Here is an 18,007-nt window from a genome sequence, read left to right on the forward strand (position 1 = left end):
CTACCCAGGGCCACCGGTCAGCGTTGGATGAGGTGAGAACCACATTCGACCGGAGGCACTGATGGCCGAGACCGACAGCGTTGCCACTTCCACCATCGCGGTGCATCGCGGCGTCTGGGACAGTTTCTGCCCCAATCTGCCCGCCGATGTCGCCGCGATGGTGGCGCCGCCCGTGACCGTGTCGAGCCTGCCGGTGCAGTCACCGGCGGAGCCCGTCGCGGTCGAGCGCCGGGCCAGGCAGGCCAAGATGCGGGGCAACATGCCGTCCGTCCCCGCGTACGCGCGAGCGAAGCGGTCACGCTGAGCGTGGGACGACCCCCGGGGTGTGCGCACGGCCGTCACACCCCGCCGGTAGGTTCGCGGGCATGACGGTCGTGCACCCGATCAGCCGGGCCTGGATCACCACTGGCGGCACCGGCGCGCAGAATTACGACGAGTTCGCCGACGACGCGGAGATCACCGCGATCATCGCCGCGAACCCGCACAGCGCGCTGGCCATCGAGATGCCCCACCGGGCGCCGGATTCCGTGGGGAAGGCGTTCCTGGACTGCCTTCCCGACGCCGCCGCGCGCCTCGCGGAGGCGAAGGCCGCGGGCGGTTATTCGCCGGCCTCCGACGTGGTGGTCCTCTACCGGATCACCGCCCCGGGCGAGCCCGCCGCCTACGGCCTGTGGTCGATGGTCGACACCGACCAGATCTCCACCAGCGCCGACGAGCCGGGTCTGGTGATCCGCAACGAGGACGTGTTCATCGCCAAGGTGCGCGAGCGGGTCGCGCTGGCCGAGGCCCTGCAGACGCTGCTCTCGCCCGTGCTGCTGCTGCAGACCGGCAAGGGTGACGAGCTGCACGCGGCGCTCGCCGCGGCCACGGACGCCGCCGGTGCGCCGGCCGCGACCGACACCGATCAGAGCGGCCGCACGCACGCCATCTGGGTGATTCCGGCCGGCCCGCTGCAGGACGAGCTGACCGCGCTCGCCGGTGGCGGCGAGCTGGTCGTCGCCGACGGCAACCACCGCAGCCTGGCCGCGCAGACCGGCGGGCTGCCGCGCTTCCTGGCCGTCGTGACGACCCCGGCCTCGGTCGCGATCCAGCCCTACAACCGCCTGATCAGCGAGCTCCCGGCCGCCGACTTCGTCGAGCGTCTCACCGCGGCCGGCGCGCGGGTCGAGGAGCTGCCGCGCCCCGCGGCCGTCCCCGCCAAGGGCACCATCGAGCTGTACGCGGGAGGCCGCTCGTTCTCGGTCGTCCTCCCGTCGGCCGAGGGCGCCGGTGCGGTGGACAACCTCGATCACGCCCTGGTCGAGCGGATCCTGCTCGGTGACGTGCTGGGGCTCGACCCGGGTGACAAGCGCATCTCGTACGTCGGCGGCGACTATCCGGCGGAGTGGCTGCGTGGTGAGGTCGACGCGGGCCGGGCCGAGCTCGCCGTGCTGATCGCCCCGGTGACGGTCGACGACTTCGTCGCGGTGAACCTCGCCCGGCAGAAGCTGCCCCGCAAGAGCACGTGGTTCACGCCGAAGGCCCGCGGCGGCCTCGTGCTGGCCCAGCTCGACTGATGCTGCACCCCCAGGTGGAGGCGTCGCTGGCCGTCCGGCGGCGCCCACCCGCGGAGGTTCTCGAGGCGGACCCCTACGAGCAGCTCGTCTTCGCCCGTCAGGCGATGGAGGATGCCGTCGAGGCCGAGTGCGGCCCGGCGATCCCGCTGCCCGTGGTGGTCGACGTGGACGCCGGCGGTGTGCCCTGCCGGCTCTACGCGGGCCGTGTCGGCGCCCCCGTCTTTGTCTACCTGCACGGCGGCGGCTGGTGTTACGGCAGCATCGAGACGGTCGACCGGCTCTGCCGGCGCATCGCGGACCGTTCCGGCTGCGCCGTGCTGTCGGTCGGGTACCGCCTGGCGCCGGAACACGTCTTCCCGGCCGCTCTGGACGACGTGGAGACGGTGCTGTCCTGGATCCGCAAGGAAGGCGCCGGTCTGGGCGTCGACCCCTCACGGCTGGCGATCGGCGGTGACAGCGCGGGCGGGCAGCTCGCCACGGTTGCCGCGCGGCGCCAGCGGGACGCGGTCACCCCGCTCGACTTCCAGGTCCTGATCTACCCGGCGATCGACCCGATGACCGCCTCCGAGTCCTACGACGAGGTCGGCGCGTACGGCCTGGACCGCGCGTCGATGCGGCTGGCCTGGGAGACGTTCGTGCCTGCGGTCGCGCAGCGCTTCAGCCCCGACGTGGCGCCCCTGGCGGTCGAGGACCTCGCGGGCATGCCACCGGCGCTGGTGCTCACCGCCGAGTACGACGTCCTGCGTGACGAGGGCGCCGACTATGCCGACGCGCTGGTCGCGGCCGGTGTGCAGGTCGTCCACGTGCGCTACGCGGGGGTCAATCACGGCTTCGCGCGCAAGCTGGCCCTCTTCGACGCCGCCCGGGCGGCCGCGGATCAGATCGCAGTGAGTCTGCGGGCCGCGCTGACGTTCTGAGCGCGGTTTGAAAGACTGCGGTCATGCGCGTCTACCTGGGTTCCGACCACGCCGGCTTCGAGCTGAAAACGCACCTCGTCAACCACCTGGCCAAGCAGGGGTACGACGTCGTCGACGTGGGACCGCACGTCTACGACCCCGAGGACGACTACCCGGCCTTCTGCCTGAACACCGGCGCGAAGGTGGTCGCCGATCCGGGCAGCCTGGGCATCGTCATCGGCGGCTCCGGCAACGGCGAGCAGATCGCCGCCAACAAGATCGCCGGGGTGCGCTCGGCGCTCGCCTGGAAGGTCGAGATCGCCCAGCTCGCCCGTCAGCACAACGACGCGAACGTGCTCTCCATCGGCGGCCGCCAGCACACGCTGGACGAGGCGACCGCGATGGCCGAGGCGTTCCTGACGACGTCGTTCTCGGGCAACGAGCGGCACGCCCGCCGCATCGCCCAGCTCTCGGAGTACGAGAAGACCCGCGAGCTGCCGGTGCTCCCGGCGAGCTGAGCCCTACCTGTTCCGGGGCAGGTCCTCGCGCGGCATCCAGTTCCGCCGCACGATCACCAGCTCGGTGTCGGCCTCGGCGAGCTGCTGCTCGGTCGGCCGGGCGGCATCGCGGGCACGCAGGGCGGCACCCACGCTGACCTGCGACGATCCCGAGCCGACGAGACCACGCAGGCCACGTTCGGACTGGTCGTCACCGCCGGCCCCCGCACCCGAGGTCGGCCGGGAAACCGGCCGGCCGGTGTTCGCGGGCCGCGCGGGGCGACCGGTCACCACCGCCCGCGGTGGCCGGGCAGCCGGCTTCGGAGCCTCCTCGACGGGGTCCAGGACCGCCGACGTCTCAGCCTGCGCACTCTCCGCCTCGGCGGCGGGGGTGGCGCTCACAGGCGGCCCGGGCGCGACGGTGGCCGGGTCGGCCGGCGCGGCGGGCGGGGTCGCGGACGACGAGGGGGGACGCAAGCGGCGGCGTCGACGTTCGGGTTCTTCGCCCATGACGCCGAACCTACCGCCGCCCGGCCCACTCAGAACACCTCGGTCGGATTCGGCGCCCGGTGCCAGCCGAAGGCCGTCGAGGCTCGCCGCAGCGCGCCGGGTGTCAGCTCACGGACCGTGCCCGCCGCGCCGAGAGCCGCCAGTGACGTCGCGCCGAGGTAGGCCGACCCCAGCTCCAGGACCGTGCAGGCCAGGTCGGCGGGGTCGTCGGTGGGCGTACAGGTGGCGGTGCCGTCCGGGCCCGCGGTCAGCCGCCAGCGGCCGGTGTTCGCGGGGAGAATCGCGTCGGTGACGTCGAGGACCACGTCGACCGGGGTGGCGTACTCGCGGGCGGTCAGTGCCTTCGGCAGGTCGACGATGCGGACCCACAGGCCGTCGGCCAGGACACTGCCGAGGCGGCGGGGCTCGTCGACCAGATATTGCAGCGGCTCGTCGACCGCGGCGAAGTGCACCTGCGCCGTCCGGGCCAGATCCGTCGTGAGCAGGAAGTTCCACAGGGCGGCGTACGTCGCCGGGTCGGCCGCCACCACCTCGCGGATCTCCATCTCGGCGTTCGGCCCGAAGCGGTCCCACTGCGCCTTGACGCGCCAGAGGGCGTACCCGGTCGGGCCTCCGGGGGTGTCGTGCACCACACCGTGCAGGGCGGTGGCACCGTCACGGTGCGACTCCAGGTCGGCGAGCACATAACGCCACCAGCGGTCGTCGCGGCTCGACCAGCCGGTGCGGTCCGGCCGGAGCTGCTCGTAGACCTTGGCGAGCTCCGCCATCGCGTCCGCCGGCTTGACCAGCCGCAGCCGGGCACCGGAGGCGGGATCGAGTGCGGCGGGTGGGCGTACCTCTCGGGTGGAGATCGCCATGCGGAGACGCTGCGCGGCATGTCCGTAGCCGAACCGGGGATAGATCTTGGTCTCGCTGGCCCAGAGGACGGCGACGGGTTCGCGGCCCGCGGCCGCGATCTCCCGCAGCTGGCGGTGCATCATCCGGGTCAGCAGACCTCGCCGTTTGTGCGTGGGGACAACCCCGACCAGTGACACATGGGCGGCCGGCACGATGGCGCCGGGCACGGTCAACTCCCTCGTGTACGCGCCCGCATGCCCGACGATCTCGCCGTTGTCCTCGGCGACGAGCGTGCGCTCGGCCTCGACGACGGAACCCTCCACCTCCCGCGACTTCTCGTCGACAGCCTCGTGGAAGGCGTTGCCGAGCAGCTCGGAGACGGTGGCCCAGTCGTCGGCGTCGCCTGCCCGGAGGGGGATCGTGGAGTCGTCCATGGTGTTTGTGTAACGGAAGCGGCGCGTGACGGCGACTCATATTTGCGCGCTCGTTACTCTCGGAGGAGGGCGGCAACCGGCCGTACCGGGGAGGGGAACGATGCCTGAGCAACCGCAGTGGTCCGAGCGGACGCTCGACATGCCGCCGCAGGATCCCTGGGCCGAGCCGCCGACGTCACCGGTGCAGCCTCGACCGGCATCCGCGGCGCCGCCGCAGCCGTCACCGTTCTCGAGCGGCCGCGCCGCGGTCAACCCGCACCCGCGCACCCAGCCGTTCGCGGCCGAGCACGAGCCGACGGGCACCGGCTGGCCCGGCGAGCAGACCCCGCAGGAGCGCCACTCGCTCTCCTGGCACATCGGGCAGCTGCGCCGGGGCGGCGAGTGGAGCTTCGCGGGCCTGCTCTTCGCGTTCGTCTGCTGGGGCATCTGGGCGATCTCCAGCGACGGCGACCTGACCGCACCGATCGTGGTGTTCATCGTGTCGGTGCTGGTCGCGGGTGGTCTGTTCGCCCTGTCCCGCCTGATCGGCCGCCTGGTCCTGGAGCGTCAGTTCGGCCGTGTCCGCCGCACGGCCCGGGGCTCCCACGTGGTGGCCGGACTGTTCCTGGTGGGCGTCGGCATCGCCCACCTGCAGCAGACGGAATGGGTCATGACGGCGTTCAACTGGGTCGCCGGACTGTTCAGCTGACCGGTTTGCCGCCCGTCACGCCGAGCACCTCACCGGTCGTGTAACTGGACTCCTGGCTCGCAAAATAGACGTACGCCGGCGCCAGCTCGGACGGCTGCCCGGCGCGGCCGAGCGGGGTGTCGGAGCCGAACTTCTCCACCTTCTCGTCGGTCATCGTCGCGGGGATCAGCGGCGTCCAGATCGGGCCGGGTGCGACCGCGTTGACCCGGATGCCCTGCTCGGCGAGATCCTCGGCCAGCGCCTTGGTGAACGCGACGATGCCGCCCTTGGTGGTCGCGTAATCGAGCAGCGCGCTCGACGACTGGTACGCCTGGATCGACGCGGTGTTGATGATCGTGGCGCCCGGGCGCAGGTGCGGCACCGCGGCACGGCAGAGCCAGAACATCGCGTACAGATTGGTCTTCATGACGCGGTCGAACTGCTCGTCGGTGATGTCGGTGATCCCGCCGGGCTGCGCCATCTGGAACGCCGCGTTGTTCACCAGGATGTCGAGCCCGCCGAGGTCGTCGACCGCCCGGCGGATGATCTCCTCGCACTGCGCCCGGTCGCGGATGTCACCCGGTACGCGCACAGCGGTCCGTCCCGCCTTCTCGATCAGCTGCGCGGTGTCGAGGGCGTCGTCCTCCTCCTCGGGCAGGTACGACAGCAGGACGTCCGCGCCTTCCCGGGCGTACGCGATGGCCACGGCCCGGCCGATGCCCGAGTCGCCACCGGTGATCACGGCACGCTTGCCGGTCAGCCGGCCGGAGCCCCGGTACGTCTCCTCGCCGTGATCGGGACGGTCGGGCATCTTGTTCGTCTTGCCGGGATGGGTCTGGTCTCCTCCCCGCAGCGCAGGTCCGGGATGCTGGCTGCGGGGGTCCTGAGCGGTGTATTGGTCCATAGGACCCGTTTTCCCCGCTTCGGGGTACTCAATCCCTACCGGGGGCTGGCGAAGTCCTGGGTCCAGACCAGCGAGCCCTGAGCGTCCGCGGCCACACCGACGCCGATGTTCTTGAAGCCGCAGTTGAGGATGTTGGCCTTGTGGCCGGCGCTGTTCATCCAGCTCGTCATCACGTCGGCCGGTGTCCGCTGACCCTTGGCGATGTTCTCGCCCGCACCGGACCAGCGGTACCCGGCGTTGGTGATCCGGGTCGCGAACTCCACGCCCTCGGGGGTGGTGTGGCTGAAGTAGTTGCGTGCCGCCATGTCCGCCGAGTGGCCGCGGGCAGCCGTGGTCAGCTTGTCGTCCGCGGTCAGCGCCGGGCAGTTCGCCTTGGCCCGCTCGACGTTGACGATCCGGACGACCTCGGCCTCGAGGGCCGCGTTGCCGGTCGGCGGGGTGGCCGGCGGTGTGGTGGGTGCCGGACTGGTCGCCGGCGGCTTGGTCGGCGTGTCGGTCGGCGGCTCGGTGGTCGCCGGAGGCTTGGTCGTCGGGCTCGCCGACGGTGTTGTCGGAGCCGGGCTGGTCGGTGCCGGCGACGTCGCGGGCGGCGAGGTCGGCAGCGTCGGCGGAGCTGTGCCGGTCGGCGTCACCGTGGCGGTCGCGCCGGGCTCACCCGAGGCCGTCGCGGTCGGTGCCGTGGTGGGCGGCGTGCCGTCGGTGGTGATGACCACCTTGTCGATGTCCGGGGCCGGTCCGACCGAGTTGCCGAAGGTCAGGTTGTTGTCGCCGGACTTCAGCGTGGCCGTCAGCCGCAGGGTCGCCGGGCGGTTGGTGCCGCGGGTGCCCGGGAAACGGATCGCCGTGGGCACGGCGCCGTTCACGCTGATCTGAGCGGTCCGCGCCCGCTCGCCGGTGTACGTCACCGCGAGCCGGGTGGGCCCGTCCTTCTCGGCCACGACACCGGTGATCGTGAGTACGCCCTCGGCGCCGATACCGGTGATCCGCTTGCCGCCGGAACAGCGCCCGCAGTCGACGGCGTGCGCGCCACCGGCGAGGCTGTTGACCGAGGCTTCGGCTTCGTAAGTGGTCGTACCGGCACTGGCGCTGGCCGCGACGGCGATGCCGGCGACCACGGTGACGACGGCCATGCCGCCGACGATGAGGACAGGTCTGCGCATGGTGATCCGAATCGTGTGGGGATGAGCGGTTCCGGCGCAGACCGTAACGTCGTTCTTCGATCTCGGTCTATTAGCCCTCGCTTAATTCTGGGAACGCGCGTGAACAGGGTTAACGAAGCGCGGTCGCGGGGAATACTGTCAGTTATGGCGTACCCATCCGAGAACCGTCCGTTCACCGCCCCCCAGGACGATGCGCCGCCACCGCTGCCGCCCGAGCTCGCCGGGACCCTCGCCGGTCTGGAGGGCGCCGGTGAAGCTCCGCCGCGACGTCCGGACAGCCGGGTCCCGCGTACGCGGACGAGTGCGGTGTGGTTCGGGGTGTGGGCCGGTGCGGTCGCGCTGATCCTGCTGATCATCTTCGTCGCGCAGAACACCGGGAACGTCCGGCTCAGCTTCCTCTGGATGGACGGTCAGATCCCGCTGGCCCTGGCCATGCTGATCGCCGGCGTGTGCGGAGCGTTCGTCGCCATGGCGGTCGCCTCGGTCCGGATCATCCAGCTGCGGCGCCTGGTCCGCCGCCGCTGATCGCCGGTTCCCGCCGCCGGGCCAGCATCTCCTGCTCGAGCCGCCACGACGCCCCGCCGTCGTCGGAGACATGGCCCAGCCAGCGGAAACTCTCCGCGGTGACCGCCGTGAAGGTCCACCGCACGAGCTGCCCGCCGGTCCGCTCGCCCTCCTGGACGATGTCGCCGCTCTCTCCCGGCCGTCCGATCAGCGCGGTGGTGCGGCCCGTGGGGGAGAACCAGACGACCCGCCAGGCCCCGGAGACGGGGTCGAAGAGCCGCATGGTGCTGCCGGTGCTGCGTTCGCCTGCATCGTCGGTGAACCACATGACGTCCTGGACGGCCCGCCCGGCCAGCACCCGGCCGAAGGTCCACACGACCGTGCCGCGCCGCCAGACGCCCGACCGCTCGTCCTCGTAGTGGTTGGTGACGTCCCAGGCGCCGACGAGACCGCCGTAGAGATCCGGCACGACATCGGGCGCGGGGGCGTCGGCGTGCAGCTGCTCGAGAAGATCTGTCATGCCCCGAGCCTGTCCCGGCCCTGCCGTCCCGGTCTTGAACGTTCTTGTCGTACCCCCGGCCTAGCGTCCACGCCATGCTGTCGCACACGGCGCTGCTCGACACCCCGGACCTGCGGATCGCCACCGTCCGCTGCTCCGGCCCGCCCCGCTGGGGCCCCGAGGAGGAGGTCGGCGTCAGCTCGGTGGTCCTGGTCCGGCGCGGAGTCTTCACCCGCCGCGCCGACGGCCGCGTGGTCGTCGCCGACGCCCTGCAGGGATATCTCCAGCGCCCCGGCGAGGTCCAGCAGGTCGCCCACCCGGCCGGCGGCGACACCTGTACGAGCATCAGGGTCACTCCCGAGACCGCCGACCGCCTCGCGTGGGCCGGTCCGCTGCACGTGCCGCCCGCAGCCGACCTGGCGCACCGCCGCCTGCTCGCCGCCGCCGGCTCCACGCCGGCCGATCTGCTCGACCTCGCGTCCGACCTGATCGGCCGACTGCTGCCGGCGCCCCGCTCGCACCCCGCCGTCGGGGAGGCCCGTGCCGCCCTCAACGCCGACCCCGGTGCCCGCCTGGACGACCTCGCGGAGCTGGCCGGCTGCTCCCGCTGGCACCTCTCGCGGACGTTCCACCAGGTCACGGGTCTGACCATCAACGCGTACAGGCTGCGGCTGCGGGTGCGCCGCGCCTTGGATCAGCTGGGTCAGTCCTCGTCGCTGGCCGCCCTGGCCGCGGACACCGGCTTCGCCGACCAGCCCCACCTGACCCGCGCCGTCCGCCGGGAGCTGGGCCTGCCACCCGGCGCCGTCCGCGCCCTGCTCGCCGAGCCCCTGGGAACGACGAAGGCCCAGGTCGTCTGACCTGGGCCTTTGTGCGTGGAGCGGGCGACGAGAATCGAACTCGCGTAGTCAGTTTGGAAGACTGAAGCTCTACCATTGAGCTACGCCCGCGTGATCCCGCATTTTCGTGCGGCACCGGGGTCAGCCTACTGAATAGCTGCCCGGCATGCGAACCCGATATCCCCCGCGTGGCGCACGCGGGTGACGCCGCGGCACACGACACACCAGGGACCGCATACACTTGCCGTCGCCACGGGGTGTGGCGCAGCTTGGTAGCGCACTCGCTTTGGGAGCGAGGGGCCGTGGGTTCAAATCCCGCCACCCCGACTTCACCAACACACGAAGAGATCCATCAAGGAGTACGCCTGTGAAGAGCACCGTCGAGACTCTGAGTCCGACTCGGGTGCGGCTCGCCATCGAGGTGCCGTTCGACGAGCTGAAGCCCAGCCTGGTGAAGGCGTACCGAGAGATCGGCTCTCAGGTCCAGATTCCCGGCTTCCGCAAGGGCAAGATCCCCGCCGCGGTGATCGACCAGCGTGTGGGCCGGGGTGCCGTCCTCAACGAGGCCGTGCAGGAGGCCATCCCGCAGCAGATCCTCGCCGCGGTGCGTGAGCACGACGTGAAGACGCTGGGCCGTCCCGAGGTCGAGATCACCGAGTTCGCCGACAACGAGCCGCTGAAGTTCACGGCCGAGGTCGACGTCCGCCCGGAGATCACGATTCCGGACCTGTCCGGAATCACCGTCGAGGTTCCGGCCGTCGAGATCGGCGACAACGAGATCGACGAGCAGATCTCCGGCCTGCGTGAGCGGTTCGCCAGCCTCAAGACCGTGGACCGCCCGGCCGAGGAGGGCGACTACGTCCAGCTCGACCTGCGCGCGACGGTCGACGGCGAGGAGGTCCCCGGCGGTTCGGCGACGAACATCTCCCACGAGGTCGGCAGCAAGCAGCTGCTCCCGGGCCTGGACGAGGTGCTGGTCGGCCTGGTCGCCGGCGCCGACGCCACCTTCACGACCCAGCTCGTGGGCGGCGACTTCGCCGGCCGTGACGCCGAGGTCGAGGTCAAGGTGCTCAGCGTCAAGGACAAGCAGCTGCCCGAGATCGACGACGAGTTCGCCCAGCTGGCGAGCGAGTTCGACACCCTCGACGAGCTCAAGGGCGACCTCAAGGAGCGGCTCGGCAAGGTCAAGAAGGTCGAGCAGATCTACGCCGCCCGTGACGAGGCGCTCAAGCAGCTCGTCGTGGCCGCCGAGATCCCCGCGCCCGAGGGCATCGTCAAGGACGAGGTCGAGGGTCGTAAGCAGGCCATGACCGACCAGCTCGAGCGCATCGGCGCCACCCTCGAGGACTACCTGACCTCGGAGGAGAAGACCGAGGAGCAGATCGACACCGAGCTGACCGAGGCGGCCCAGGAGGGTGTCCGGATCCAGCTCCTGCTCGACACCATCGCGGACGCCGAGGACATCCAGGTCTCCGACGACGAGTTCGGGCACGAGATCGTGCACCGGGCGCAGCGCGCCCAGATGCAGCCCCAGCAGTACTACGACCAGCTCGTCCAGTCGGGTGCGGCCGCGGCCGTCTTCGGCGACGTGCGCCGCGGCAAGGCCCTGGCGAACGTCATGGAGCAGGTCACGATGAAGGACACCGACGGCAACACGCTCACCCTCGACGACCTCCGTGAGGCCTCCGAGGACGAGCACGCCGGGCACAACCACTGACAACAGAGCGGGCCGGCCGCCGCGCGCCCCTTCCGGCACGCGGCGGCCCATGCTTTTCCGGGTACGGCCGGAGCTGATGCGCTGTCAGCGAACACCTGCCCGAGCGGGAAGCTGATGCGCATGCGACCGGTTAGGTTGGTCGTACGACGGACAACCTGCCGGCCGGAACCTCGGCCGGCGAAGTCAGCTGTGAAGGGCTGCCATGACCGATCTGCACATCCCTGCAAGTCCCACGCTGCGTGGTGACTCCCTCAGTGGCAACCTCGACGACTCGGTCTACAACCGCCTGCTGCGTGAGCGGATCATCTTCCTCGGCAGCGAGGTGACCGATCAGGTCGCCAACCGCATCTGCGCCCAGCTGCTGCTGCTGTCGGCCGAGGACCCCGAGCGCGACATCAACTTGTGGATCAACTCGCCGGGTGGTTCCGTCTACTCCGGCATGGCGATCTACGACACGATGCAGTTCATCGACAACGACGTCTCCACCGTGGCCATGGGCATGGCCGCGTCGATGGGTCAGTTGCTGCTCTGCGCCGGCACCAAGGGCAAGCGTTACTCCCTGCCGCACGCGCGGATCATGATGCACCAGCCCTCGGGTGGCATGGGCGGCACGGCCGCCGACATCGCCATCCAGGCCGAGCAGATGCTCTACACCAAGCGCATGTTCCAGGAGCGGGTGGCTTTCCACACGGGCCAGGACCAGGCGCAGATCGAAGCCGACTCCGACCGGGACCGCTGGTTCACGGCCGAGGAGGCAAGGAACTACGGCTTCATCGACAAGGTGATCACCGGGGCCACTCAGGTTCCCGAGGGCGCCGGAACGCTGAACTGAGGAGCTGAACCATGACCGACCTGACCATGCCCTCCGGGTTCGCTCCGGTGCACAACCGCTACGTCCTGCCCTCGTTCGTCGAGCGCACGTCGTACGGCGTGAAGGAGTCGAACCCGTACAACAAGATGTTCGAGGACCGGATCATCTTCCTCGGCGTCCAGGTGGACGACGCGTCGGCCAACGACGTGATGGCCCAGCTGCTGACGCTGGAGAGCGCCGACCCGGACCGCGACATCCTGATGTACATCAACTCGCCCGGTGGTTCGTTCACCGCCATGACGGCGATCTACGACACGATGCAGTATGTCCGCCCGGACATCAGCACGGTCTGCCTCGGCCAGGCGGCCAGCGCGGCAGCGGTGCTGCTCGCCGGCGGCACCCCCGGCAAGCGGATGGCGCTCCCGCACTCGCGGATCATCATCCACCAGCCGGCGACCGAGGGCGGCTACGGCCAGGGCTCGGACATCGAGATCCAGGCGCGCGAGATCCTGCGCATGCGGAGCCAGATGGAGGAGATGATCTCGCGTCACTCCGGCCGCACGCAGGAGCAGGTTCGCAAGGACGTCGACCGCGACAAGATCATGACCGCGGACGAGGCCAAGGAGTACGGCCTGGTGGACACGGTTCTGGCGACTCGTAAGAAGAGCCTCCAGACTGCCGGGGTCTGACCCTGTAGCACGTGGTGTCAGGGGTCGTTAGTCGCAAGCTAGACTGACTGACCCCTGACACGCCCGTTTTGGGGGGTCGGAGAACTGCTCCTCAGCGGGTAACGTCGAGCCAGCAACCTCAGTAACGCGGGTCGGCAGACGATGAACCCAGTAGGACGTTGTTTGGCGACGAGGAAATCATCCTCAGGCCAGGGGCCGGCAGCAGCCGGCCGATGAGCGCAGGGAGAACGTAGGTGGCACGGATCGGCGACGGTGGCGACCTACTGAAGTGCTCCTTCTGTGGGAAGTCCCAGAAGCAGGTCAAGAAGCTCATCGCGGGCCCTGGTGTTTACATCTGCGACGAGTGCATCGACCTCTGCAACGAGATCATCGAGGAAGAGCTGGCCGAAACCGGCGAGGTGAAGTGGGAAGAGCTTCCCAAGCCGATGGAGATCTGCCAGTTCCTCGACAACTACGTGGTCGGGCAGGAGCAGGCCAAGAAGGCCCTCTCGGTAGCTGTCTACAACCACTACAAGCGGATTCAGGCCGAGTCGGCCGGCGCGCCCGGAGGTGGCAGCGACGTCGAGGTGGCCAAGTCCAACATCATGCTCATCGGCCCCACCGGCTGCGGTAAGACGCACCTGGCGCAGACGCTGGCCCGGATGCTCAACGTGCCGTTCGCCATCGCGGACGCCACGGCGCTGACCGAGGCGGGTTACGTCGGCGAGGATGTCGAGAACATCCTGCTCAAGCTGATCCAGGCCGCCGACTACGACGTCAAGCGGGCCGAGCAGGGCATCATCTACATCGACGAGGTCGACAAGATCGCTCGCAAGAGCGAAAACCCGTCGATCACCCGGGACGTCTCCGGCGAGGGTGTCCAGCAGGCTCTGCTGAAGATCCTCGAGGGTACGGTCGCCAACGTCCCGCCGCAGGGCGGACGGAAGCACCCGCACCAGGAGTTCATCCAGATCGACACCACCAACGTGCTGTTCATCGTCGGTGGGGCGTTCGCGGGGCTGGACCGGATCATCGAGTCCCGGGTCGGCCAGGGTGGTGTCGGCTTCGGCGCGCACCTGCGCTCGATCTCGGAACGCGACACGGACGACATCTTCAGCAAGGTCATGCCCGAGGACATGCTGAAATTCGGCCTGATCCCCGAGTTCATCGGCCGGCTCCCGGTGATCACCACGGTGCGCAACCTCGACCGCGAGGCGCTCATCAAGATCCTCACCGAGCCCCGGAATGCGTACGTGAAGCAGTACCAGCGTCTCTTCGAGCTGGACGGCGTGGAGCTGGAGTTCGACACCGGCGCCCTCGAGGCGATCGCCGATCAGGCGATGCTCCGTGGCACCGGCGCCCGTGGCCTGCGCGCCATCATGGAAGAGGTCCTCCTCTCCGTGATGTACGAGGTCCCGAGCAACCCCGACGCCGCCCGGGTGCTCATCACCCGCGAGGTCGTGGTGGAGAACGTCATCCCGACGATCGTCCCGCGGGAGTTCGTCGGCCGGCGTGCCCGCCGCGAACGCGAGGAGAAGTCGGCCTGACCGCCGAGCACACCCTGTCGGAGGTTCTGTCCCGGGTCGAGCGTCACGAGCGACTCCCGACGGACCCCTGGCTCGAGTTACTGCCACCACCGTCGCCCCGCCGGGCGGCGGTGGTGTCGTTTCCGGGGTACGTCGCCGTGGCGGCCGACGTCGACCAGCGCTGGCTCGACTCGTGGGTCGACGTCGACGACAACCTGAGCGCCCCGCTCGGAGCGTTGTTCCTCAGCGCGCTCGAGGAACGACTGCGCCTGGTCTCCGGCACCATCGACGTGGTCCTGCTGGCGCCGCCCGCAACGGGGGAGCCACCCCTTCCGCTGACACCCGTCACCGACAGCGAGCACCGGCGTGTGCGCCGCGCCCGCCGGTACCGCCAGGACGTCGAGGTGTGGACCAGCGGGCCGGGGACGCTCGTGCTCGGCCGTGGACTCGCCGGACGGTGGGAAGTTGCGGTCGAGGTCGACGAGGACGGCCGCAACAGAGGGCTGGGACGGTCGCTGGCGGCTGCGGCCCGGCATCTGGTCCCCGAGGGTCGGCCGGTGTGGGCGCAGGTCGCTCCGGGCAACGCAGCCAGTCTGCGGGCGTTCCTCGCGGCGGGCTACACACCCGTCGGAGGCGAAGTTCTGCTCATGCCGGTGCGGGGCTGACGCCGTACGCTGGCTGTCATGCGTGTCGCCGTTTGCCAGCTGAACGCTCGCGATGATCGGGCGGCCAATCTGGCCACCGCCCGCGAACTGCTGGACCGCGCTGCTGCGGCCGGCGCGGACCTCGCGGTGCTCCCGGAGTACGTGGACTATCTGGGCCGGTCCGCCGGCCTCCCGAAGCCGGAAGCGATCGACGGGGAGTTCGGCCAGTTCTTCGCCACCGCCGCCCGCGAACTCGGCATGTGGGTCCACGCCGGCTCGTTCCACGAGGCCGGCCCGGACGACACCAGGACCTGGAACACCTCCCTGATCTTCGACCGGAGCGGCCAGCTCGCCGCCACCTACCGCAAGATCCACCTGTACGACGTGGAGATCCCCGGCCGCGTCTCCTACCAGGAATCGCGCACCGTGGCACCGGGCGACAAAACCGTCGTCACCGAGATCGACGGCGTCCCCACCGGCCTGTCCATCTGCTACGACCTGCGCTTCCCCGAGCTCTACAGAAGCCTGGCAGTCGACGGCGGCGCCAAGCTGATCGTTGTGCCGGCGGCGTTCATGATGCACACGGGCCGCGACCACTGGGAGGTGCTGCTCCGGGCGCGCGCGATCGAAAACCAGTGTTACGTCGTCGCCGCAGGCCAGATCGGCGACCATGACCCCGGCCGCACGTGTTTCGGCCGCAGCATGATCATCGACCCGTGGGGGACCGTCCTGGCCCAGGCGCCGGACACCACCGGCATCGTCACTGCGGACATCGACCTGGCCCGCCTGGACGAGATCCGCGCCGAACTTCCGAGCCTCGCCAACCGCCGCCTGTAGTCCCGGTCAGGCCGGGCTCAGCAGGCAGAACTCGTTGCCCTCCGGGTCGGCCATGACCGTCCACGGGATGTCACTCCGACCCAGGTCGACGGTGGTTGCGCCGAGCCCCTCCAGCCGGGCCTTCTCGATCCCCACGTCCCCAGCCGGGTACGGGCGGACGTCGAGGTGAACGCGATTCCACACGGTCTTCACGTCGGGTGTCCGAAGGAACTGCAGATACGGCCCGACACCCTGAGCGGAACGCAGCACCGCGCTCCGATCGGTCGCCTTGTGCACGGTCCAGTCCGTGGCCTCACCCCAGAAGCGGGCCATGGCTCGCGGATCCGCACAGTCGACCACCACCGAGCAGATCGTTCCGGTCTCCTCGAACATCGAATCCAGCACGCAGAACTCGTTGCCCTCGGGGTCAGCCATGACCGTCCACGGGACGTCGCCCTGACCGACGTCGACGAGTGTCGCGCCCAGCTCCCTCAAGCGCGAGACGATCTCGGCCTGATGGGCAGGCGAGGTGGAGGCCAGGTCGAGGTGCACACGGTTCTTCACCGTCTTGGGCTCGGGAGACCTGATGAGGTCGATGCAGACGGCGGTCGGATCCGGGTAGGCGAAGCCCACAGGCTCGAGATTGGTCACGCCGGGGCCCTCACTGGAGATCCCCCAGCCGAGCGCCTCCGCCCAGAAAACGCCGAGCGCGGCGTCGTCGTGAGCCTTCATGTTGATCTGCACCAGCCGCGTAACCATGCCGACGATGCTAACGACGGCCGGGTTTCGCCTGGGGCGTCGGTCCACCGGGGAGCGGCTACGGCCGGCGCCCGGCCTCCAGAAATGCGGGCTGCGGTTTGGGCCTCGAGCGGAGGACTTCGCCGGGAAGCTTGTCGCCATCGAGGAGAAGAACCAGCGGGGTGGGCTGCAAATCTCGTCGAGTCCGGGTACCGCCGAGGATTCTGCTGCCGGGAATGGCTCGGATGCTCGGCCGGCCGCCGGTGATCGCCTTCAGCCAGGTCGAGGATGACCAGGGGATCGGTGTGACGGGTCGCGGGAGGCGAGGCGCCGATCTTGTCTCGTGCAGGCCCAACTTCAAGGATGTTGGGTGGAGCAGCTCTCGCCGAGCCCGACTGTGCCCGGACCCGGACCGCCGCGAACCGGCCGAACGCTGCTCTTGCGATGGCGCCTTGGTCTATGAGGGTGCCTTGCCGAAGTTGCCGGCCCTGCGGCCCGCCGGTGGAGCGCTCGGTTCGGGGGCGGGCTGGGCAAACCTAGGTTGCCGGCCCTGCGTTGCGCCGGTGGAGCGCGTGGTTCGGGGGCGGGGCTGTGGGCGTACCTGGGTTGCCGGCCTTGCGCGGCGCCGGTGGAGCGCGTGGTTCGGGGGCGGGGCTGTGGGCGTACCTAGAAGGTTTGGACCAGGTAGCTGAGGACCGCGACGCAGACGAGAGCTCCACCGATGAGGAGCATTGCTCCTCCCATGCGGGTGGGTCCACGCTGGATCAGGCGGTGGACCGAGACCACGACGGCGGCCAGCACGAGAACGCCGATCAGCACCTGCGTCAGTGGCATGAGCAGGCTGAAGAGGGCGTCGGCGGCGAGCACCGGGGAAGCGGCCATAAGGCCACTGTGGCACGGTCCGGCACACGATGGCGGGACGGGGACGGGTGTCGATTTGCGTTTCGGGTGGGGGGTCGCGTAACTTTCTCTCTGCCCGAGGGGAACCCGGACGGAACGGCACGAAAGTGACCGATCCGACGGCTACCCGGAGGCAGCTGAGAGAAGGCGCTATGCTGGCTCTCAGCACCGGGCGAAGCGGGTGCCGGGAAGCCGGATTTGCGCCAGCGAGAACGACCGGGTAGAGTACAACGGCCAGCACGAGCCGGGCGGATGGATCGGAAACGATCATCGGCCGGTGTGCACGGCCACCCGCCAAAACGACCACCCCGGCAGGGGTGAGCGTCAGCGCGGAACCATTCGGGCGATGCCACGAAGATCTTCGGATCTTCCAAGACTCCGGTCTTGCGCTGGACAGGCCGAGCGGGTAAGTTTGAGCGGTTGCCCCGAGCGGGTCTCCTACCAAGGAGTTCAGTTCGGTGTGTGGTTGTTCTTTGAGAACTCAACAGGGTGCTAGATAAGCCAGTGCCAATTGGTTATGGCTCTGATTGTCCTTACCGGGATGATCGGGGTTTCCTTTGGCAACAGATTGTTTGTTGCCGGGACAAAGTGTTCAACATGTAGATTTTGTTGGAGAGTTTGATCCTGGCTCAGGACGAACGCTGGCGGCGTGCTTAACACATGCAAGTCGAGCGGAAAGGCCCTTTCGGGGGTACTCGAGCGGCGAACGGGTGAGTAACACGTGAGGAACCTGCCCCGGACTTTGGGATAACCCTCGGAAACGGGGGCTAATACCGAATATTACTTCGCACCGCATGGTGTGTTGTGGAAAGTTTTTCGGTCTGGGATGGTCTCGCGGCCTATCAGCTTGTTGGTGGGGTAATGGCCTACCAAGGCGACGACGG

20 protein-coding genes, 2 tRNA genes and 1 rRNA gene (1 of these 23 only partly in view) are annotated in these 18,007 nt (G+C 69.5%); 15 read left to right on the plus strand and 8 right to left on the minus strand.

Annotation, left to right across the window (positions count from 1 at the left end):
- Positions 1-61 precede the first annotated feature (61 nt).
- The 4 genes from AFR_RS07555 (at position 62) to AFR_RS07570 (ending at position 2,970) form a co-directional block, all read left to right on the plus strand.
- Positions 62-304, plus strand: a complete 243-nt coding sequence (locus tag AFR_RS07555; RefSeq protein WP_023359315.1) for a hypothetical protein — start codon at positions 62-64, stop codon at positions 302-304.
- A 61-nt stretch (positions 305-365) separates the two neighbouring features.
- Positions 366-1,556 (plus strand): DUF1015 family protein, encoded by a 1,191-nt coding sequence (locus AFR_RS07560; protein WP_023359316.1) that lies wholly within the window; start codon positions 366-368, stop codon positions 1,554-1,556.
- Entirely contained in the window at positions 1,556-2,473 is a 918-nt protein-coding gene (locus AFR_RS07565; protein WP_023359317.1) for an alpha/beta hydrolase, read from the plus strand. The genes AFR_RS07560 and AFR_RS07565 overlap by 1 nt, the downstream gene beginning before the upstream one ends.
- A 23-nt stretch (positions 2,474-2,496) precedes the next feature.
- Positions 2,497-2,970 (plus strand): ribose-5-phosphate isomerase, encoded by a 474-nt coding sequence (locus AFR_RS07570; RefSeq protein WP_023359318.1) that lies wholly within the window; start codon positions 2,497-2,499, stop codon positions 2,968-2,970.
- Positions 2,971-2,973: 3 nt separating this feature from the next.
- On the opposite strand, the gene AFR_RS48570 is transcribed toward AFR_RS07570, so the two are convergent.
- Together AFR_RS48570 and AFR_RS07580 are read right to left on the minus strand one after the other, a co-directional pair.
- Positions 2,974-3,459: a hypothetical protein gene (locus AFR_RS48570; RefSeq protein ID WP_169739452.1), complete on the minus strand. Its 486-nt coding sequence runs from the start codon at positions 3,457-3,459 to the stop codon at positions 2,974-2,976.
- A gap of 29 nt (positions 3,460-3,488) precedes the next feature.
- Positions 3,489-4,730, minus strand: a complete 1,242-nt coding sequence (locus tag AFR_RS07580) for a GNAT family N-acetyltransferase (RefSeq protein WP_023359320.1) — start codon at positions 4,728-4,730, stop codon at positions 3,489-3,491.
- Between the two features lie 100 nt (positions 4,731-4,830).
- Here AFR_RS07580 and AFR_RS07585 point away from each other — a divergent pair, with 100 nt between their 5' ends.
- Positions 4,831-5,418, plus strand: coding sequence for a hypothetical protein (locus AFR_RS07585; RefSeq protein WP_023359321.1), 588 nt, complete (start codon positions 4,831-4,833; stop codon positions 5,416-5,418).
- Here AFR_RS07585 and AFR_RS07590 read toward each other — a convergent pair.
- Both AFR_RS07590 and AFR_RS07595 read right to left on the minus strand, forming a co-directional pair.
- Positions 5,411-6,301 (minus strand): SDR family oxidoreductase, encoded by an 891-nt coding sequence (locus tag AFR_RS07590; protein WP_023359322.1) that lies wholly within the window; start codon positions 6,299-6,301, stop codon positions 5,411-5,413. The genes AFR_RS07585 and AFR_RS07590 overlap by 8 nt on opposite strands.
- A 35-nt stretch (positions 6,302-6,336) precedes the next feature.
- A complete protein-coding gene (locus AFR_RS07595; RefSeq protein WP_023359323.1) occupies positions 6,337-7,461 on the minus strand; it encodes a CAP domain-containing protein in 1,125 nt (374 codons plus the stop codon).
- 144 nt (positions 7,462-7,605) lie between these two features.
- Here AFR_RS07595 and AFR_RS44855 point away from each other — a divergent pair, with 144 nt between their 5' ends.
- The gene (locus AFR_RS44855; protein WP_023359324.1) at positions 7,606-7,986 is read left to right on the plus strand and encodes a LapA family protein; all 381 of its coding nucleotides are present in this window, start codon (positions 7,606-7,608) and stop codon (positions 7,984-7,986) included.
- Here the strand turns inward: AFR_RS44855 and AFR_RS07605 are convergent.
- Positions 7,952-8,485 carry a hypothetical protein gene (locus AFR_RS07605; RefSeq protein WP_023359325.1) on the minus strand — a complete coding sequence of 178 codons (534 nt, stop codon included), beginning with the start codon at positions 8,483-8,485 and terminating at the stop codon, positions 7,952-7,954. The genes AFR_RS44855 and AFR_RS07605 overlap by 35 nt on opposite strands.
- A gap of 74 nt (positions 8,486-8,559) precedes the next feature.
- On the opposite strand from AFR_RS07605, the gene AFR_RS07610 reads away from it, so the two are divergent.
- Complete coding sequence (locus AFR_RS07610; protein ID WP_023359326.1) at positions 8,560-9,324, plus strand: helix-turn-helix domain-containing protein; 765 nt, start codon at positions 8,560-8,562, stop codon at positions 9,322-9,324.
- A 16-nt stretch (positions 9,325-9,340) separates the two neighbouring features.
- On the opposite strand, the gene AFR_RS07615 is transcribed toward AFR_RS07610, so the two are convergent.
- Positions 9,341-9,414 (minus strand) — tRNA-Gly (locus tag AFR_RS07615).
- A 142-nt stretch (positions 9,415-9,556) separates the two neighbouring features.
- Here AFR_RS07615 and AFR_RS07620 point away from each other — a divergent pair.
- The 7 genes from AFR_RS07620 (at position 9,557) to AFR_RS07650 (ending at position 15,506) form a co-directional block, all read left to right on the plus strand.
- Positions 9,557-9,630: transfer RNA gene (locus tag AFR_RS07620), tRNA-Pro, on the plus strand.
- A 40-nt stretch (positions 9,631-9,670) separates the two neighbouring features.
- The gene (tig, locus tag AFR_RS07625) at positions 9,671-11,020 is read left to right on the plus strand and encodes a trigger factor (protein ID WP_023359327.1); all 1,350 of its coding nucleotides are present in this window, start codon (positions 9,671-9,673) and stop codon (positions 11,018-11,020) included.
- A gap of 202 nt (positions 11,021-11,222) precedes the next feature.
- Positions 11,223-11,852, plus strand: a complete 630-nt coding sequence (locus AFR_RS07630; RefSeq protein ID WP_023359328.1) for an ATP-dependent Clp protease proteolytic subunit — start codon at positions 11,223-11,225, stop codon at positions 11,850-11,852.
- A gap of 11 nt (positions 11,853-11,863) precedes the next feature.
- Positions 11,864-12,520, plus strand: coding sequence for an ATP-dependent Clp protease proteolytic subunit (locus AFR_RS07635; protein WP_023359329.1), 657 nt, complete (start codon positions 11,864-11,866; stop codon positions 12,518-12,520).
- Positions 12,521-12,753: 233 nt separating this feature from the next.
- Positions 12,754-14,046, plus strand: a complete 1,293-nt coding sequence (gene clpX / locus AFR_RS07640; RefSeq protein ID WP_023359330.1) for an ATP-dependent Clp protease ATP-binding subunit ClpX — start codon at positions 12,754-12,756, stop codon at positions 14,044-14,046.
- Positions 14,047-14,156: 110 nt separating this feature from the next.
- The gene (locus AFR_RS07645) at positions 14,157-14,690 is read left to right on the plus strand and encodes a GNAT family N-acetyltransferase (RefSeq protein ID WP_238547244.1); all 534 of its coding nucleotides are present in this window, start codon (positions 14,157-14,159) and stop codon (positions 14,688-14,690) included.
- A gap of 18 nt (positions 14,691-14,708) precedes the next feature.
- The gene (locus tag AFR_RS07650; protein ID WP_023359332.1) at positions 14,709-15,506 is read left to right on the plus strand and encodes a carbon-nitrogen hydrolase family protein; all 798 of its coding nucleotides are present in this window, start codon (positions 14,709-14,711) and stop codon (positions 15,504-15,506) included.
- 6 nt (positions 15,507-15,512) lie between these two features.
- On the opposite strand, the gene AFR_RS07655 is transcribed toward AFR_RS07650, so the two are convergent.
- Positions 15,513-16,244, minus strand: a complete 732-nt coding sequence (locus tag AFR_RS07655; RefSeq protein WP_023359333.1) for a VOC family protein — start codon at positions 16,242-16,244, stop codon at positions 15,513-15,515.
- Between the two features lie 645 nt (positions 16,245-16,889).
- Complete coding sequence (locus tag AFR_RS07660) at positions 16,890-17,105, minus strand: hypothetical protein (protein WP_023359334.1); 216 nt, start codon at positions 17,103-17,105, stop codon at positions 16,890-16,892.
- 624 nt (positions 17,106-17,729) lie between these two features.
- Between AFR_RS07660 and AFR_RS07665 the strand changes: the two genes are divergently transcribed.
- Positions 17,730-18,007 (plus strand): 16S ribosomal RNA (locus tag AFR_RS07665) (it continues 1,241 nt past the right edge of the window).

The sequence above is a fragment of the Amorphoplanes friuliensis DSM 7358 genome (assembly GCF_000494755.1).
GTDB classification, from domain to species: domain Bacteria; phylum Actinomycetota; class Actinomycetes; order Mycobacteriales; family Micromonosporaceae; genus Actinoplanes; species Actinoplanes friuliensis.

Bases quoted from the DNA above. Each gene is read 5' to 3' on its own strand.
- AFR_RS07555 (WP_023359315.1), top strand. From the start codon at position 62: ATGGCCGAGACCGACAGCGTTGCCACTTCCACCATCGCGGTGCATCGC.
- AFR_RS07560 (WP_023359316.1), top strand. From the start codon at position 366: ATGACGGTCGTGCACCCGATCAGCCGGGCCTGGATCACCACTGGCGGC.
- AFR_RS07565 (WP_023359317.1), top strand. From the start codon at position 1,556: ATGCTGCACCCCCAGGTGGAGGCGTCGCTGGCCGTCCGGCGGCGCCCA.
- AFR_RS07570 (WP_023359318.1), top strand. From the start codon at position 2,497: ATGCGCGTCTACCTGGGTTCCGACCACGCCGGCTTCGAGCTGAAAACG.
- AFR_RS48570 (WP_169739452.1), bottom strand. From the start codon at position 3,459: ATGGGCGAAGAACCCGAACGTCGACGCCGCCGCTTGCGTCCCCCCTCG.
- AFR_RS07580 (WP_023359320.1), bottom strand. From the start codon at position 4,730: ATGGACGACTCCACGATCCCCCTCCGGGCAGGCGACGCCGACGACTGG.
- AFR_RS07585 (WP_023359321.1), top strand. From the start codon at position 4,831: ATGCCTGAGCAACCGCAGTGGTCCGAGCGGACGCTCGACATGCCGCCG.
- AFR_RS07590 (WP_023359322.1), bottom strand. From the start codon at position 6,301: ATGGACCAATACACCGCTCAGGACCCCCGCAGCCAGCATCCCGGACCT.
- AFR_RS07595 (WP_023359323.1), bottom strand. From the start codon at position 7,461: ATGCGCAGACCTGTCCTCATCGTCGGCGGCATGGCCGTCGTCACCGTG.
- AFR_RS44855 (WP_023359324.1), top strand. From the start codon at position 7,606: ATGGCGTACCCATCCGAGAACCGTCCGTTCACCGCCCCCCAGGACGAT.
- AFR_RS07605 (WP_023359325.1), bottom strand. From the start codon at position 8,485: ATGACAGATCTTCTCGAGCAGCTGCACGCCGACGCCCCCGCGCCCGAT.
- AFR_RS07610 (WP_023359326.1), top strand. From the start codon at position 8,560: ATGCTGTCGCACACGGCGCTGCTCGACACCCCGGACCTGCGGATCGCC.
- AFR_RS07630 (WP_023359328.1), top strand. From the start codon at position 11,223: ATGACCGATCTGCACATCCCTGCAAGTCCCACGCTGCGTGGTGACTCC.
- AFR_RS07635 (WP_023359329.1), top strand. From the start codon at position 11,864: ATGACCGACCTGACCATGCCCTCCGGGTTCGCTCCGGTGCACAACCGC.
- AFR_RS07650 (WP_023359332.1), top strand. From the start codon at position 14,709: ATGCGTGTCGCCGTTTGCCAGCTGAACGCTCGCGATGATCGGGCGGCC.
- AFR_RS07655 (WP_023359333.1), bottom strand. From the start codon at position 16,244: ATGGTTACGCGGCTGGTGCAGATCAACATGAAGGCTCACGACGACGCC.
- AFR_RS07660 (WP_023359334.1), bottom strand. From the start codon at position 17,105: ATGGCCGCTTCCCCGGTGCTCGCCGCCGACGCCCTCTTCAGCCTGCTC.